This is a genomic window from Geminicoccus flavidas (assembly GCF_009806515.1).
Lineage (GTDB): Bacteria > Pseudomonadota > Alphaproteobacteria > Geminicoccales > Geminicoccaceae > Geminicoccus > Geminicoccus flavidus.
Map to the genome: position 1 here is coordinate 1 of NZ_WUJP01000645.1, position 14,835 is coordinate 14,835.

Sequence of the window (14,835 nt, forward strand, 5' to 3'; positions counted from 1 at the left end):
CCGGCGGGAGGCCGATCTCGACACCGATTTCGACCTTCAGGACATCGTGCTGCTGAATCTCCAGCGCGCCTGCGAGGCCACCATCGATCTCGCCAATCGCGCGCTGGTGCTGCTGGGCGAGCCGCCGACGGCCGACAGTCGCGACGCGTTCCATCAGCTCTTCCGCCTCCGCCTAATCGAGCAAAAGCCGGCGCAGCGTCTGATGCGCGTGGTCGGGTTCCGCAATCGGCTCGTCCACCAGTACCAGGACATCGACCTGGACCTGGTGCGCACCTTCCTGGCGGAGAACTTCGACGACCTGACGGTATTCGCCGCCGCCATGGCCCGCCGCTTCGACGCAAAGCCGCCTTTCGAGGCCAACCCTGGCACCTGAGGCCACCGCCTGCTAGAAGGCTGGCGCGCGCGGGCAGCGATGCCCGCCGGCGCCGCTTGTCGTCCGTTCACCGCGTCAGAGACCACCGACCTTGGCCACCGAGCAGTCGCGCCCCTTCGACATCGTCCCGATCGAAGAGGAGATGAGGAAGAGCTACCTCGATTACGCGATGAGCGTGATCGTGGCGCGTGCTCTGCCCGATGTCCGCGACGGCCTCAAGCCCGTGCAGCGCCGGATCCTGTTCTCCATGAAGGAGAACGGCTTCGATCCGGGCAAGCCGCACCGCAAGTCGGCCCGCATCGTCGGCGACGTGATGGGCAAGTACCATCCCCACGGCGACAGCGCGATCTACGACGCCATGGTCCGCATGGCGCAGCCCTTCTCGCTGCGCCTGCCGCTGATCGACGGCCAGGGCAATTTCGGCTCGCAGGACGACGATCCGCCGGCGGCGATGCGCTATACCGAAGCCCGCCTGTCGCGCGCCGCTCTGTCGGTGATCGGCGAGATCGACGAGGATACCGTCGATTTTCGGCCTAACTATGACGAGAGCGCCGAGGAGCCTTCGGTCCTGGCCGCGGGCTTCCCGAACCTGCTGGTGAACGGGGCGGGCGGCATCGCGGTCGGCATGGCGACCAACATCCCGCCGCACAATCTGGGCGAGGTGATCGACGGCTGCGTGGCCCTGATCGAGAATCCCTCGATCGAGCTGCCCGAGCTGATGGAGATCATCCCCGGCCCGGACTTCCCGACCGCCGGCATCATCCTCGGCCGCGGCGGGATCATGTCCGCCTACCAGAACGGCCGCGGCAGCATCGTCATCCGCTCCAAGAGCCATGTGGAGGAGATCCGCAAGGACCGCCAGGCGATCATCATCACTGAGGTGCCCTACCAGGTGAACAAGGCCCGGATGGTTGAGCGGATCGCCGAGGTCGTGCGCGACAAGAAGGTCGAGGGCATCGCCGACCTGCGCGACGAGAGCGACCGCCAGGGCATCCGGGTGGTGATCGAGCTGAAACGCGATGCCGACCCGGACGTCGTGCTCAACCAGCTCTGGCGTTACACGCCGGTCCAGACCTCGTTCGGCATCAACATCGTGGCCCTAGTCGGCGGCCGGCCGACTACGCTGGGCCTGATCGACATCCTCAAGGCGTTCCTGGAGTTCCGCGAGGACGTCATCCTGCGCCGCTCGGCCTACCGGCTGGGCCAAGCGCGCAGCCGGATCCATGGCCTGATCGGCCTGGTGATCGCGGTGCTCAACATCGACGAGGTGATAGCACTCATCCGCTCGTCGAAGGATTCCGCCGAGGCGCGCGGCCGGCTGATGGCGCGCGACTGGCCGTCCGCCGACATCCTGCCGCTGCTGGAGCGCGCCGAGGCCGGGCTGGTCGATGCGCCGCCGCCGTCCGAAACCTACCGGCTGTCCGAGGCGCAGGCCCGCGCGATCCTGGCCCTGCAGCTCCAGCGCCTGACCGCCCTTGCCCGCGAGGAGCTGGTCGAGGAGGTCGAGAAGCTGGCGGGGGAGATCCAGGAACTCCTGCATATCCTGAACGACCGCGGCCGGCTGCTCGAGGTGATGCGCGAGGAGCTGCTGGAGATCCGCCAGAAGTTCGCCGACGAGCGCCGCAGCGTGATCGATCTGGACAGCGACCTCGACCAGGACATCGAGGACCTGATCCAGAAGGAGGACATGGTCGTCACCGTCACCCATGCCGGCTACGTCAAGCGCGTGCCGCTGGTGACCTATCGGGCGCAGCGCCGCGGCGGCAAGGGCCGGGCCGGGATGCGCACGCATGAGGACGACGTGGTCACCCGGCTGTTCGTGGCCAACACCCACACGCCGGTCCTGTTCTTCACCACGGCCGGCCGGGTCTACAAGCTCAAGGTCTACAAGCTGCCGCTGGGCAACCCGCAGGCGCGCGGCCGGGCGATGATCAACCTGTTCCCGGCCATGGACAGCGGCGAGGCGATCTCGGCGGTGCTGCCGCTGCCTGAGGACGAATCGACCTATGGCGACCTTTCGATCGTGTTCGCAACCGCCAGGGGCCGGGTCCGGCGCAACGATCTCACCGACTTCATCCGCGTGCCGTCCAACGGCAAGATCGCGATGGGGCTGGACGAGGGCGACCGGCTGATCGGCGTCGACGTGTGCGACGACAGCTACGACATGCTGCTGGCCGCGCGCGGCGGGCGCGCGGTGCGCTTCCCGGTGGAAAGCCTGCGCGTGTTCAAGTCGCGGGCCTCGGAAGGGGTGCGCGGCATGGACCTCGCCAAGGACGACGAGGTCGTGTCCATGTCGGTCCTGCACCATGTCGAGCTGCCGATCGAGCAGCGCGACGCCTACCTGAAATATGCCAACGCCCGCCGCCGGGCCGAGGGCGAGGATGCGGACGGCGGCAACGGCGAGGCGGTGGTCGATCTCACCGAGGAGGAGATCCAGAAGCTGCAGGCCGGGGAGCAGTTCCTGCTCACCGTCACCCGCAACGGCTTCGGCAAGCGCACCTCGGCCTACGAATACCGGATCACCAACCGGGGCGGGCAGGGCGTCATCAACATCGAGACCTCGGCGCGCAACGGCGAGGTCAGCGCCACCTTCCCGGTGACCGATGCCGACCAGCTCATGCTGATGACCGACCAGGGCAAGCTGATCCGCATGCCGGTGGACGGGATCCGGATCACCGGCCGGAACACCCAGGGCGTGCGCCTGTTCAACGTCGACGAAGACGAGCATGTGGTGGGCGCAGTCCGCCTGCTGGATGCCGCCGAGGACGACGAGACGGACGAGCCGGTCGAGGAATGAGCGTGGCGTTGTCCGGCGGGCCCGGGCAACGGCGGCCCGGAGGCGCATGAGATGAGCAAGGTGCGGACCGGGATCTATCCCGGCACCTTCGACCCGCTGCACAACGGCCACATGGACGTGATCCGTCGGGCGACCACCCTGGTGGACCGGCTGGTGATCGCCTGCGCGATCAATGTCGGCAAGGAGCCCCTGTTCCCGCTGGAGGAGCGGGTGGCGATGATCCGGGACGAGCTCGCCAGCCTGCCCGAGAACGGCACGCGCATCGAGGTGATCCCGTTCGAGACCTTGCTCGTGCATTTTGCGCAGGCGCAGGGCGCGCAGATCGTGGTTCGCGGCCTGCGCGCCGTGTCCGACTTCGAGTTCGAGTTTCAGATGGCGGCCAACAACAAGCGCCTGGCGCCCAAGCTGGAGACGGTCTTCCTGATGGCGTCCGAACACTGCCAGTGGATCTCCTCGCGCTTCATCAAGGAGATCCACGGGCTGGGCGGCGACGTCGCCAGCTTCGTCAGCCCGCAGGTGCTCCAGCGGCTCGATCAGCGGCGGGGGCGCGGCTGAAGCCTTGCGCATCACCGAGTTCGACTTCGAGCTGCCCGAGGGGGCGATCGCCCAGGCGCCGGCCGAGCCCCGCGAATCGGCACGGCTGCTCCATGTCGCCGACCGGCTGGCCGACCTCCATGTGTCCGACCTGCCGGGCCTGCTGGAGCCGCGCGACCTCCTGGTCCTGAACGACACCGCCGTCCTGCCGACCCGCTTCTTCGGCAGCCGCGGCGAGGTCCAGGTCGAGGTCACCCTAGTCCGCCCGGAAGGGGAGGATGGCTGGTGGGGCCTGGCGCGGCCGGGCAAGCGGCTGCGGCCGGGCGACCAGGTGCAGCTTGCCAGCGAGCTTCGGGCCGAAGTGGTCCAGAAGGACCCGGACGGGCTGGTGCTGTTCCAGTTTCCCCATGGCGGGCAGGAGCTGATCCGTCGGATCAAGGCGGAAGGGCGGATGCCGCTGCCGCCCTATATCCGCCGGCCGCGCGGCGGCGATCCGCTCGACGACCAGGCCTACCAGTCGGTGTTCGCCAGGCGCGACGGCTCGGTCGCCGCCCCCACCGCGTCCCTGCACCTGACCGAGGCGCTCCTGGCGACGATCCGCGCCAAGGGCGTGTGCACCGAGTTCGTCACCCTCCATGTCGGCATGGGCACCTTCCTGCCGGTCAAGGTCGAGGATACCGACCAGCATGTGATGCATGCCGAATGGATCGAGCTGCAGGCCGACGCTGCGGCGCGGATCGAGCGGCATCGCCAAGAAGGCGGCCGGGTGGTCGCGGTCGGCACCACCGCGCTGCGCACCCTGGAGAGCATGGTCCGCCCCGACGGCACGCTCAGCCACGGCACCCAGGACACCCGCCTGTTCGTCACGCCCGGCTACCGGTTCGGCGTGGTCGACCGGCTGCTCACCAACTTCCACCTGCCGCGCAGCACGCTGTTCATGCTGGTCTGCGCCTTTGCCGGCATGGCCCGCATGAAGCAGGCCTACGCGCACGCCGCCGCCACCGGCTACCGCTTCTTCAGCTACGGCGACGCCTCCCTCCTCGAACGCAACGACCCGAGCCAGACTTGACCGAATTCCGCCACGAGACCGTCGCCAGGGACGGTGCCGCCCGCGCCGGCATCCTGCACACCGCCCACGGGTCCGTGCCGACCCCCACCTTCATGCCGGTCGGCACGGCCGCCACCGTCAAGGCGATGACGCCGGAGATGGTGGCCTCCACCGGGGCCGGCATCGTGCTGGGCAACACCTACCACCTGATGCTCCGCCCGGGTGCCGAGCGGGTTGGCCGGCTGGGCGGGCTGCACCGCTTCATGAACTGGCCCGGTCCGATCCTGACCGATTCCGGCGGCTTCCAGGTCATGTCGCTCGCCAAGATCCGCAAGCTCACCGAGCGCGGCGTCACCTTCGCCTCGCATATCGACGGCAGCCGGCATGAGCTGACCCCGGAGCGCTCGATCGAGATCCAGCACCTGCTGGACGCCACCATCACCATGCAACTCGACGAGTGCCTGCGCCTGCCGGCTGAGCGCACCGAAATCGAGCGGGCCATGGCGCTGTCCTTGCGCTGGGCTGCGCGCTCGAAGGACGCCTTCCAGCGGCGCCCGGGCTATGCGCTCTACGGCATCGTCCAGGGCGGCACCGACCCTGAGCTACGCCGCCGCTCCGCTGAAGGCCTGCGGGAGATCGGCTTCGACGGCTATGCCGTGGGTGGCCTCGCCGTGGGCGAGCCGCAGGCCGAGATGTTCCGGACCCTGGACGAGACCGTGCCGTTCCTGCCGCAGGACCGGCCGCGCTATCTCATGGGCGTGGGCAAGCCGTCCGACCTGGTGGGCTCGGTCATGCGCGGCATCGACATGTTCGACTGCGTGATGCCGACGCGCTCCGGCCGCACCGCCCAGGCCTTCACCCGGCGCGGCACGGTCAACCTGCGCAATGCCCGCCATGCTGACGACCCGCGCCCGCTGGACGAGACCTCGGACTGTCCGGCTGCGCGCGACTATTCCCGCGCCTACCTGCACCATCTGGTCCGCAGCGACGAGATCCTGGGTGCCATCCTGCTGACCTGGAACAATCTCTGGTACTACCAGTCCCTGATGCGCGGGATGCGCCGGGCGATCGTGGAAGGCTGCCTCGCCGACTGGGCCGCCGACTTCGCCGAGGAGCAGGCGCTGGGCGACCTGCCGCCCTGGAGCGGCTGAGCCGTCACCGCTTCCTTTAGGTCAACTTCACCCGATCTGCAGAATTGCTGCGGTTGCCCGCCGCACCGCAGCCATTAAGCCCTTCCTGCACTTTGCGGCAAAAGATTAAAGGGGGGATCGGCCATGGCGCAGGACCGTCGCGGCTTTCTGGCGTCGCTGTCGGCAGCGGCGCTGATCGGCAGCGGGATGGCACCGGCGGCTCGGGCGGCCGATCCCGATACCCTCACCCTGGACTGGGCCTACTACAACCCGCTGAGCCTGATCCTGCGCGACCGGGGCATCCTGGAGGAGCGGCTAAAGCCGCGCGGCATCGCCGTGCAGTGGGTGCAGTCACTGGGCTCCAACAAGGCGGTGGAGTTCCTGAACGCCGGCAGCATCGCGTTCGGCTCGACCGCAGGCGCGGCTGCCCTGCTCGGCCGGGTGGCCGGCGCTCCGATCCGCACCGTCTATGTCTATTCCCAGCCGGAATGGACCGCGCTGGTGACGCGGCCCGACACCGGGATCGGCAAGGTCGCCGACCTGAAGGGCCGCAGCGTCGCGGTCACCAAGGGCACTGACCCCTATGTCTTCCTGCTGCGCTCGCTCCAGGGCGCCGGCCTCTCCCAGAGCGACGTCCAGCTCGTCCTGCTCCAGCACGACCAGGGCCGCCTGGCGCTGGAGCGCGGCGACGTCGATGCCTGGGCGGGGCTCGACCCGATGATGGCGCAGTCCGAGCTGGAGGCCGGCTCGCTCCTGTTCCACCGCGACCCGGGCCTCAACAGCTATGGCGTCCTGAACGTCCAGGAGGAGTTCCTGACGAACTCGCCCGACCTGGTGCGGGAGGTGCTGGCGGCCTACGAGCAGGCGCGCGAGATCGCGCAGGCTGAGCCCGATGCGCTGGCAGGGCTCCTGGCCAGTGTGGCGAAGCTCTCGCCCGAGGTCGCCGCCCGGCAGCTCGAGCGCACCGGCCTGAACGAGTCCTGGCCGGAGCAGCGCCATGTCGAGACGATCCAGGGCGCTGGCCTGGCGCTGCAGGAAGCCGGCGTGATCGCGGCCGATGTCGACGTGGCGGCCGCCACCGCGGCACTCGTCGACCTGCAGGCGATCGCGTCGCTGCGCGGCCAGGGCTGAGCCGGTGGCGACCCTCCTCGCCAGCGCCGCGGCACCTGGCGGCCGGGCGCGGCGCCACTCCTTTCGGCTGGGCCTGCCGTTCGCCGGCATCGCCCTGCCGGTGCTACTGGCTCTGCTGCTGGAGCTGGGCTCGGCCACGGGCTGGCTGCAGAGCCGCTTCCTGCCGCCGCCCAGCCGGATCTTCGCCACGCTCACCGGGCTCTGGACGACCGGCGATCTCGCCGGCCACATCCTGATCACTCTCTGGCGGGTGGCACTGGGCTTCCTGTTCGGCGCGCTGGCGGCGACCCTGCTGGGCATGGTGGCCGGCGCCTCGCCGCTCTGGCGCCGCTGGATCGACCCGACGCTGCAGGGCCTGCGCAGCATCCCCTCGATCGCCTGGGTGCCGCTGTTCATCCTCTGGTTCGGCATCTTCGAGACGCCCAAGATCGTGCTGATCGCACTCGGCGCCTTCTTCCCGGTCTATCTGTCGCTCTCGACGGCACTGCGCGAGGTCGACCGCAAGCTGGTCGAGGTCGGCCAGGTCAACGGCTTCGACCGCCTGACCATCCTGCGCCGGATCATGCTGCCCGCAGCCCTGCCGGGCTGGGTGGTCGGCCTGCGCGGCGGCCTGGCGCTTGGCTGGATGTTCGTGATCGCAGCGGAGCTGATGGGCGCCAGTGCCGGGGTCGGCTACCTGCTGCTGGACGGGCAGATGACCGGCAATGCCGCGCAGATTGTGGGCTGCCTCTGCCTGTTCGCGCTCTTGGGGCGCCTGTCCGACCTAGTCCTGGTGATGCTGGCTAGGCCCTTCCTGACCTGGCAGGACAGCGTGGCCGAGCGGGAGCAGATCGCATGAGCCAGTTCCGTCTGGAAGCCGTGCAGCGGGCGTTCGGCGAGCGTGTGGTGCTGAACCGGCTCAGCCTGTCGATCGCCGAGGGCGAGGCGGTGGCGGTGGTCGGGCGTAGCGGCTGCGGCAAGAGCACGCTGCTCCGGCTGCTGGCCGGGCTGGACCGGCCGGACGCGGGCCGGGTCACGATCGACGGCACGCTGGTGATGAGGCCACGGCCGGACGTGGCGGTGGTGTTCCAGGAGCCGCGCCTGCTGCCCTGGCTGGACGTGCTGGGGAATGTCATGGTCGGCCTGGGCGGCAAAGGTGACCGAGGGCAGGCCCGGGAACAGGCATTGCGGGCGCTGCGGCGGGTCGGCTTGGCTGAGGCCGCGGCGAAGCTGCCGAAGACCCTGTCGGGCGGCATGGCGCAGCGGGTCGGCATCGCCCGGGCGCTGGTGCGCCGGCCGCGCCTTCTGCTCCTGGACGAGCCGTTCTCCGCGCTGGACGCCTTGACCAAGATCGAGCTGCAGGGGGCGCTGGACCGGATCCGCGCCGAGGACGGGCCGGCGCTCCTGCTGGTGACCCACGACCTGGAGGAGGCCGCGGCCCTGGCCGACCGGGTGGTGGTGCTGGAGACGGCACCGGCCGGGATCGTGCTGGACCTGGCCATCGATCTGCCCCATCCCCGCAACCGCCGCTCCGCCGCCTTCCAGGCGATCGAGGCGAGGCTGGCCCGGGCCTTGGGTGGCGCGGACGCGGCAGAGGACGACCCAGGGATGGAGCGAGCAGCATGAACGGTGACGAGTTGCGGGCGATGCAGGCGCCGCTGAAGGACCGCTACCGGTCGGAGCCGGAAGCCGCCCTCGTGACCCTGCGGGCGTCCGGCAGCCTGGACGGCGAGGGTATCGCCTGCCGGGTCGAGACCGGCCGCGCCCTGGTCGAGGCTGGTCTGCATCCCGCCACCGGCGGCAGCGGTTTACAGGCCTGCTCGGGCGACATGCTGCTGGAGGCGCTGGCCGCCTGCGCCGGCGTCACCCTGCGGGCCGTGGCGACCGCGCTCGGCATCGCCCTGCGCGGCGGTGAGGTACAGGTCGAGGGCGACCTGGACTTCCGCGGCACGCTCGGCGTTGACCGGACCGCCCCGGTTGGCTTCCAGGCGATCCGGCTGCGCTTCCGGCTCGACACGGATGCGGACGAGGCGACGCTCGCCAAGCTCCTGCAGCTTACCGAGCGCTACTGCGTGGTGCTCCAGACGATCGCGACGCCGACGAAGGTGGACGCGACGGTCGCCACGGCCTGAGCATAGGCAGCACCCGCCCGGGACCCTGGGCGGGTGCTCCTGCGTCATGATCCAATTATACATATTATCTATGTTATATATGTAAAAACTACGAGGCAGGAAGCGATGTTTCTGGTTGACGGGACGACCCAGCTTGTCGATCCATCCGCCAGCAAATTCTCCTGCGAGCCCCCATGCCGCGTCCGATCCATCGCCTGCCGCCGCTCAACGCCCTGCGCTGCTTCGTGGTGGCGGCCAAGCATCTGAGCATCAGCCGTGCCGCCGAGGAGCTGTTCGTCACGCCCGCGGCGGTGAGCCAGCAGATCAAGCAGCTCGAAGACCATCTGGGCTGCCTCCTGTTTCGCCGCACCGCCCGCTCCCTCCTGCTCACCGACGAGGGCCAAGCCTGCCTGCCAGGCCTGGCCGAAGGCTTCCAGAAGCTCTCCGAGGCGCTGGACGAGATCGAGCTGTTGCAGAAGGGTGGAGTGCTCACCGTGTCGGTAGCCCCCTCCTTTGCCGCCAAGTGGCTGATGGGCCGGCTGGAGGATTTCCAGGAGCAGTATCCCGACATCGACGTCCGGATCTCCGCTTCCAACCAGATGGTCGACTTCGCCAGCGAGGACGTCGACTGCGCGATCCGCTATGGCGCCGGCAGCTATCCGGGCCTGGAGACCGACCACCTCCTGTCCGAATCGATCGTGCCGGTTGCGGCACCCTCCCTGGTCGAGCAGGCCGGCATCCGCGAGCCGCAGGACCTGGCGGGGGTGCCGCTCCTGCACGATGACGGCCCGGAGCGGGATGCGAGCTGCCCGGACTGGCCGATGTGGCTGAAGGCGGCCGGCGTGCGCGATGCGGATGGCAAGCGCGGTCCACGCTTCGATCAGTCGGCCCTGGTGCTGGAAGCGGCGATGGCCGGGCGCGGCGTAGCGCTGGCCAAGGTCCGGCTGGCCGAGCACGATCTGGAGGCCGGGCGGCTCGTGCGGCTGTTCGATCTGGAGCAGCCGCTGCGCTTCGCCTATTTCCTCGTCTGCCCGGCGCGCAAGGCCAAGCTCGCCAAGGTCGCCGCGTTCCGCACCTGGCTGCTCAGCCATACCCGCGAAACGGAAGGTGGCCCGCATCCGGCCCGGGCGACCGCTTCGGCCTGAAGCGGCCTGGCCGTTCATCTTGAAGCGCAAGGCAGGGCTGATGGTCCATCCGCTGCAGAAGTTGATCAATGGGTTCGAGCGGTTCCGGTCGGAAGGGATTGATGACCCGCATCTGTTCTCCCGCCTCCTGGAGGATGGGCAGAAACCGGAAGTGATGGTGATCGGCTGCGCCGACAGCCGGGTCGACCCGGGCGTGGTCACTTCCTGCAAGCCGGGCGAATTGTTCATCCTGCGCAATGTCGCGGCGATCGTGCCGCCCTATGGGCCGGACGAGCAGCCGCACGCCGCCTCCGCCGCGATCGAGTTCGGCGTCCGCCGCCTGGGCGTGAAACATATCCTGGTGCTGGGCCACCAGGCCTGCGGCGGCATCCGGGCACTCGCCGAGGGCACGGTCGGGTTGGAGTTCATGGCGCCCTGGGTGGGCGTGATGGACGATGCCCGCCGGATCGTCGCCGGCAGCGGCCTGGAGCCGGAGGCTCAGCTCCTCCTTCTGGAGCAGGCCGCCGTGCTCGGCAGCCTGCGCAATCTGCTGACCTTCCCATGGATCGAGCAGCGCGTGGTCCGGGGCGAACTCACCCTGCACGGCTGGTGGTTCAACCTGGCGGAAGGCCGGCCTATGGCCTTCGACCCGCTGCACCAGCGCTTCGTGCCCCTGTCCGACACGATCCGGCCGATCGACCACCGCGTCGACGTGACCGCGACCGGCCGTGCCGCACCGCTCTCGCTGGAAGGCTTCGTGGCCCGCGCGGTGGAAGATGCCGGGATGGCCCCGTTCCCCGGGGCCTGAGCGGCTTGCCAATTGAGCAGATGGCTTTTGCCGGTGGCTCGTGTAAGCGCCTTGGCACATGGCTGACGACGAGTTCGAGATTGACTGGGTAAGGGAGGAGCGTACCGGCGTGGCCGAGGCGGTCCTGTGCGCGCCCAAGTCCGACGAGCAGGTCCGGGGGATCCTGCGCCAGGCGCAGGAGGCGCGGCACCGCCTGTTCCTGACCCGGCTGGGGCCGGAGCGCTTTGGCCGGCTGCCGGCCGACCTGCGTGCCGAACTGGACTACGACCCGGTCTCCCGCACCGCCATGCTGGGTGGCTCGGCCCCGGCTGGCCCGGCCCGAGTGGCCCTGGTCGCCGCCGGCAGCTCCGACCTGCCGGTGCTGCGCGAGGCCGAGCGGACCCTGGCCTTCCACGGCCGCGCCGCGCACGCGGTGGTCGATGTCGGGGTGGCCGGGCTGCACCGGCTGCTCCGGCGGATCGACGAGCTGCGGCGCTTCGACGTGATCCTGGCGTTCGCCGGCATGGAGGGCGCCCTGTTCACCGTGCTGGGCGGGCTGGTCGACGTGCCAGTGATCGCGGTGCCGACCTCGGTGGGCATGGGCGTGGGCCAGGGCGGGCGGGTGGCGCTCCAGTCGGCCCTGTCCAGCTGCGCGCCCGGCATCACCGTCGTGAACATCGACAACGGCTTCGGTGCCGCCTGTGCCGCGGTGAAGCTGCTCAACCTGGCGGACCGCGCCCATCCGCTGCGCGGCGTGCGGGCCACCGCCCACTGAGCCGATCGCGGCGCCTTTGCACTTGCGCGTGCCGGTCCAAGCGGTTCTTTCCCAGTTCGGACCGTGCTCGGGAGATCGGAATGAGCCAGCTGCGCGACGACGCCTTGGACTACCATGCGCGGCCCGTGGCCGGGAAACTCGAGGTCCGTGCGACCAAGCCGCTCTCGACCCAGCGCGACCTATCCCTGGCCTACAGCCCCGGCGTGGCCGCCGCATGCGAGGCGATCGCCGCGGACCCGCAGGAGGCGGCCAGGCTCACCTCGCGCGGCAACCTCGTGGCAGTGGTCACCAACGGCACCGCCGTGCTGGGCCTGGGCTCGATCGGTGCGCTGGCATCCAAGCCCGTGATGGAGGGCAAGGCGGTCCTGTTCAAGAAGTTCGCCGGCATCGACGCCTTCGACATCGAGCTGGACGAGCACGACCCGGAAAAGCTCTGCGACATCGTCGCGGCCCTGGAGCCCACCTTTGGCGCCATCAACCTGGAGGACATCAAGGCGCCGGAGTGCTTTCTGATCGAGCGCAATCTGCGCGAGCGCATGCGCATCCCGGTGTTCCATGACGACCAGCACGGTACCGCGATCATCGTGGCAGCCGCGATCGCCAACGCGCTGGTCCTGGTCGGCAAGCGCATCGAGGAGGTGCGGCTGGTCTGCAGCGGGGCAGGGGCAGCGGCGCTGGCCTGCCTGGATCTCCTGGTGGCGATGGGGGTGAGGCCCGAGAACGTCACGGTCACCGACATCCTGGGCGTGGTCCATGAGGGCCGCAATGAGCTGATGGACCCGTGGAAGGCCAAGTGGGCGCGGCCGACCCCGGCCCGCACGCTGGGCGACATCATCGTCGGCGCCGACATCTTCCTGGGAGTGAGCGCCGCCAACGTGCTCAAGCCCGAGATGCTGGCGGCCATGGCCGACCGCCCGATCGTCCTGGCCCTGGCCAACCCCAACCCCGAGATCCCCTACGAGCTGGCCAAGGCAACCCGGCCGGACGCGATCGTGGCGACCGGGCGGAGCGACCATCCCAACCAGGTCAACAACGTCCTCTGCTTCCCCTACATCTTCCGCGGCGCGCTCGACGTGGGTGCCACCACCATCAACACCGAGATGGCGCTCGCCTGCGTCCGCGCCCTGGCCGACCTGGTGCGCACCACCACCCCTGAGACGGTGCACCTGGCCTACCAGACCGAGTATTTGTCGTTCGGCCCGGAATATCTGATCCCCAAGCCCTTCGACCCGCGCCTGGTGGTGGAGCTGCCGGTCGCGGTCGCCAAGGCGGCGATGGAGACCGGGGTAGCGAGCCGGCCGATCGAGGATCTCGCAGCCTACCGGGCGAGCCTCGACCAGAAGGTCTACAAGTCCGGCCTGATCATGCGGCCGCAGATCGCCCGGGCGAAGGCCAGCCTGCAGCGCCTGGCCTTCACCCATGGTGAGGAGGAGCGGATCCTGCGCGCGGTGCAGGTGGTGGTCGAGGAACAGATGGCGCGGCCGATCCTGATCGGCCGACCGGACGTGGTGCAGGCCCGAATCGAGCGCTACGGCCTGCGCCTTGCCCAGGATCGCGACTTCAACCTAGTCAATCCGTACTCCGACCCGCGCTACAACGACTATGTCGCCTTCTATCGCGACCAGATGGGCCGGCGCGGCGTGACCCCGGAGCTGGCCCGCGAGGTGGTGCGCACCGAGCCCACCGTGATCGCCGCGATCATGGTGGCGCGCGGCGAGGCGGACGCGATGATCGCCGGCCCGGTCGGCCGGTTCATCGACCATCTGCGCGACATCCAGGACGTGATCGGGATGCGCCCGGACATCCGCGAGGCGTCCACCGTGCACGGCTTGGTCCTGGACCGGGGCGTGCTGTTCTTGGCCGACACCTATGTGAGCGACGCGCCGACCGTCGAGAAGATCGTCGAGACCACGCTGGCTGCCAGCCAGGCGGTCAAGCGCTTCGGCATCGAGCCTAAGGTGGCGCTGATCAGCCACAGCAATTTCGGCAGCCGGGAATCCCCCCAGGTCAGGATCATGCACGACGCGCTGACGGCGATCCGGGCCCGGGCGCCGGGCCTGGAGATCGACGGCGAGATGCATGCGGACAGCGCCCTGATCCCCAGCCTGCGCGACAAGATCCTGCCGGATTCGACGCTTTCCGGCGAGGCCAACCTCCTGATCATGCCGGGCCTGGATGCCGCGCACATCGCCTACAACCTGGTGAAGGCAGTCACCGGCTGCGTCTCGATCGGGCCGATCGTGCTGGGGCCGCGCCTGCCCGCCCATGTGGTCACCCCGTCGGTGACCGCCCGGGGCATCACCAACATGGCGGCAATCGCCTGCGCCGAGGCCATCGCACTCCGCCAGGGCGAGACCGGATGAGCGGCGCGGAGGAGGTCCGCACGTTCCAGAGCGAGGGCATCGACGAGGCGCTGGTGGCACGCCTGACCGAAGCGGTCGCCCGCAGCGGCCGGGAGGCCGTGCTGGAATGTCTGGCGCCCTTGCACCCGGCCGACCAGGCCGCCCTGCTCCATGCCCTGAGCTACGAGGAGCGCCGCCACGCGGTGACGCTCGGCGCGGACGTGCTGGAGCCCGAGACCCTCAACTGGCTGGAAGGTGACGTCCGCGACGAGGTGGTCGACGCGCTGGGGCCCAAGGCCGCGGCCGCGGCCCTGTCAGAGCTGGAATCCGACGACGCCGTCGAGATCATCGAGGATCTGGACGAGGAGGACCGCACCGCCATCCTCCTGGAGATGGGGCCAGCCGAGCGCTCCCAGGTCGAGCAGGCCCTGTCCTATCCCGAATATACCGCGGCGCGCCTGGTCAAGCGCGACAATGTCGTGGTCCCGGACTTCTGGACGGTCGGTCAGACCATCGACTACTGCCGCGACCATGGCGAGAGCCTGCCCGAGGAATTCTGGGACATCCTGATCGTCGACCCGAAGATGCGCCCGGTGGGGCAGGTCCACGTCGCCGAGGTGCTGCGCTCGCGGCGCGACGTCACCATGCGCTCCTTGCGCCTGAAGGAGCAGGTGCTGATCGAGGCGGCGACGGACCAGGAGGAG

14 protein-coding genes are annotated in these 14,835 nt (G+C 69.5%); all 14 read left to right on the forward strand.

Translation table 11 applies throughout. The features are described 5' to 3' along the window. Positions 1-373, forward strand: a 373-nt coding sequence (gene hepT / locus EQG76_RS18170) for a type VII toxin-antitoxin system HepT family RNase toxin (RefSeq protein ID WP_159715795.1), incomplete at its 5' end; no start/stop codon positions are given. A gap of 91 nt (positions 374-464) precedes the next feature. Next, positions 465-3,170, forward strand: a complete 2,706-nt coding sequence (gyrA, locus tag EQG76_RS18175) for a DNA gyrase subunit A (protein ID WP_200840904.1) — start codon at positions 465-467, stop codon at positions 3,168-3,170. A gap of 51 nt (positions 3,171-3,221) precedes the next feature. Beyond that, the gene (gene coaD, locus EQG76_RS18180) at positions 3,222-3,725 is read left to right on the forward strand and encodes a pantetheine-phosphate adenylyltransferase (protein WP_159715796.1); all 504 of its coding nucleotides are present in this window, start codon (positions 3,222-3,224) and stop codon (positions 3,723-3,725) included. 4 nt (positions 3,726-3,729) lie between these two features. Further along, positions 3,730-4,773 (forward strand): tRNA preQ1(34) S-adenosylmethionine ribosyltransferase-isomerase QueA, encoded by a 1,044-nt coding sequence (gene queA / locus EQG76_RS31755; protein WP_200840905.1) that lies wholly within the window; start codon positions 3,730-3,732, stop codon positions 4,771-4,773. Further along, positions 4,770-5,903, forward strand: coding sequence for a tRNA guanosine(34) transglycosylase Tgt (tgt, locus tag EQG76_RS18185; RefSeq protein ID WP_200840906.1), 1,134 nt, complete (start codon positions 4,770-4,772; stop codon positions 5,901-5,903). Before queA ends, tgt begins: the two co-directional genes overlap by 4 nt. Positions 5,904-6,026: 123 nt before the next feature. After that, complete coding sequence (locus EQG76_RS18190; RefSeq protein ID WP_159715798.1) at positions 6,027-7,013, forward strand: aliphatic sulfonate ABC transporter substrate-binding protein; 987 nt, start codon at positions 6,027-6,029, stop codon at positions 7,011-7,013. Between the two features lie 4 nt (positions 7,014-7,017). Next, positions 7,018-7,851 (forward strand): ABC transporter permease, encoded by an 834-nt coding sequence (locus EQG76_RS18195; RefSeq protein ID WP_235031435.1) that lies wholly within the window; start codon positions 7,018-7,020, stop codon positions 7,849-7,851. Next, a complete protein-coding gene (locus EQG76_RS18200) occupies positions 7,848-8,618 on the forward strand; it encodes an ABC transporter ATP-binding protein (RefSeq protein ID WP_159715800.1) in 771 nt (256 codons plus the stop codon). Before EQG76_RS18195 ends, EQG76_RS18200 begins: the two co-directional genes overlap by 4 nt. Beyond that, complete coding sequence (locus EQG76_RS18205; RefSeq protein WP_159715801.1) at positions 8,615-9,124, forward strand: OsmC family protein; 510 nt, start codon at positions 8,615-8,617, stop codon at positions 9,122-9,124. Before EQG76_RS18200 ends, EQG76_RS18205 begins: the two co-directional genes overlap by 4 nt. A 173-nt stretch (positions 9,125-9,297) precedes the next feature. Then, complete coding sequence (locus EQG76_RS18210) at positions 9,298-10,248, forward strand: transcriptional regulator GcvA (protein ID WP_200840907.1); 951 nt, start codon at positions 9,298-9,300, stop codon at positions 10,246-10,248. A gap of 19 nt (positions 10,249-10,267) precedes the next feature. Further along, on the forward strand, positions 10,268-11,035 hold the full coding sequence (locus EQG76_RS18215) for a carbonic anhydrase (RefSeq protein ID WP_200840908.1): 768 nt from the start codon (positions 10,268-10,270) through the stop codon (positions 11,033-11,035). A 58-nt stretch (positions 11,036-11,093) separates the two neighbouring features. Continuing rightward, positions 11,094-11,789: a nickel pincer cofactor biosynthesis protein LarB gene (gene larB / locus EQG76_RS18220; protein ID WP_159715802.1), complete on the forward strand. Its 696-nt coding sequence runs from the start codon at positions 11,094-11,096 to the stop codon at positions 11,787-11,789. Positions 11,790-11,869: 80 nt separating this feature from the next. After that, a complete protein-coding gene (locus EQG76_RS18225) occupies positions 11,870-14,152 on the forward strand; it encodes an NADP-dependent malic enzyme (RefSeq protein WP_159715803.1) in 2,283 nt (760 codons plus the stop codon). Continuing rightward, positions 14,149-14,835: magnesium transporter (locus tag EQG76_RS18230; protein ID WP_200840909.1), on the forward strand; the 687-nt coding region annotated here is incomplete at its 3' end. The genes EQG76_RS18225 and EQG76_RS18230, both read left to right, overlap by 4 nt.

Bases quoted from the DNA above. Each gene is read 5' to 3' on its own strand.
- larB (WP_159715802.1), top strand. From the start codon at position 11,094: ATGGCTGACGACGAGTTCGAGATTGACTGGGTAAGGGAGGAGCGTACC.
- EQG76_RS18200 (WP_159715800.1), top strand. From the start codon at position 7,848: ATGAGCCAGTTCCGTCTGGAAGCCGTGCAGCGGGCGTTCGGCGAGCGT.
- coaD (WP_159715796.1), top strand. From the start codon at position 3,222: ATGAGCAAGGTGCGGACCGGGATCTATCCCGGCACCTTCGACCCGCTG.
- EQG76_RS18190 (WP_159715798.1), top strand. From the start codon at position 6,027: ATGGCGCAGGACCGTCGCGGCTTTCTGGCGTCGCTGTCGGCAGCGGCG.
- EQG76_RS18210 (WP_200840907.1), top strand. From the start codon at position 9,298: ATGCCGCGTCCGATCCATCGCCTGCCGCCGCTCAACGCCCTGCGCTGC.
- EQG76_RS18225 (WP_159715803.1), top strand. From the start codon at position 11,870: ATGAGCCAGCTGCGCGACGACGCCTTGGACTACCATGCGCGGCCCGTG.
- EQG76_RS18205 (WP_159715801.1), top strand. From the start codon at position 8,615: ATGAACGGTGACGAGTTGCGGGCGATGCAGGCGCCGCTGAAGGACCGC.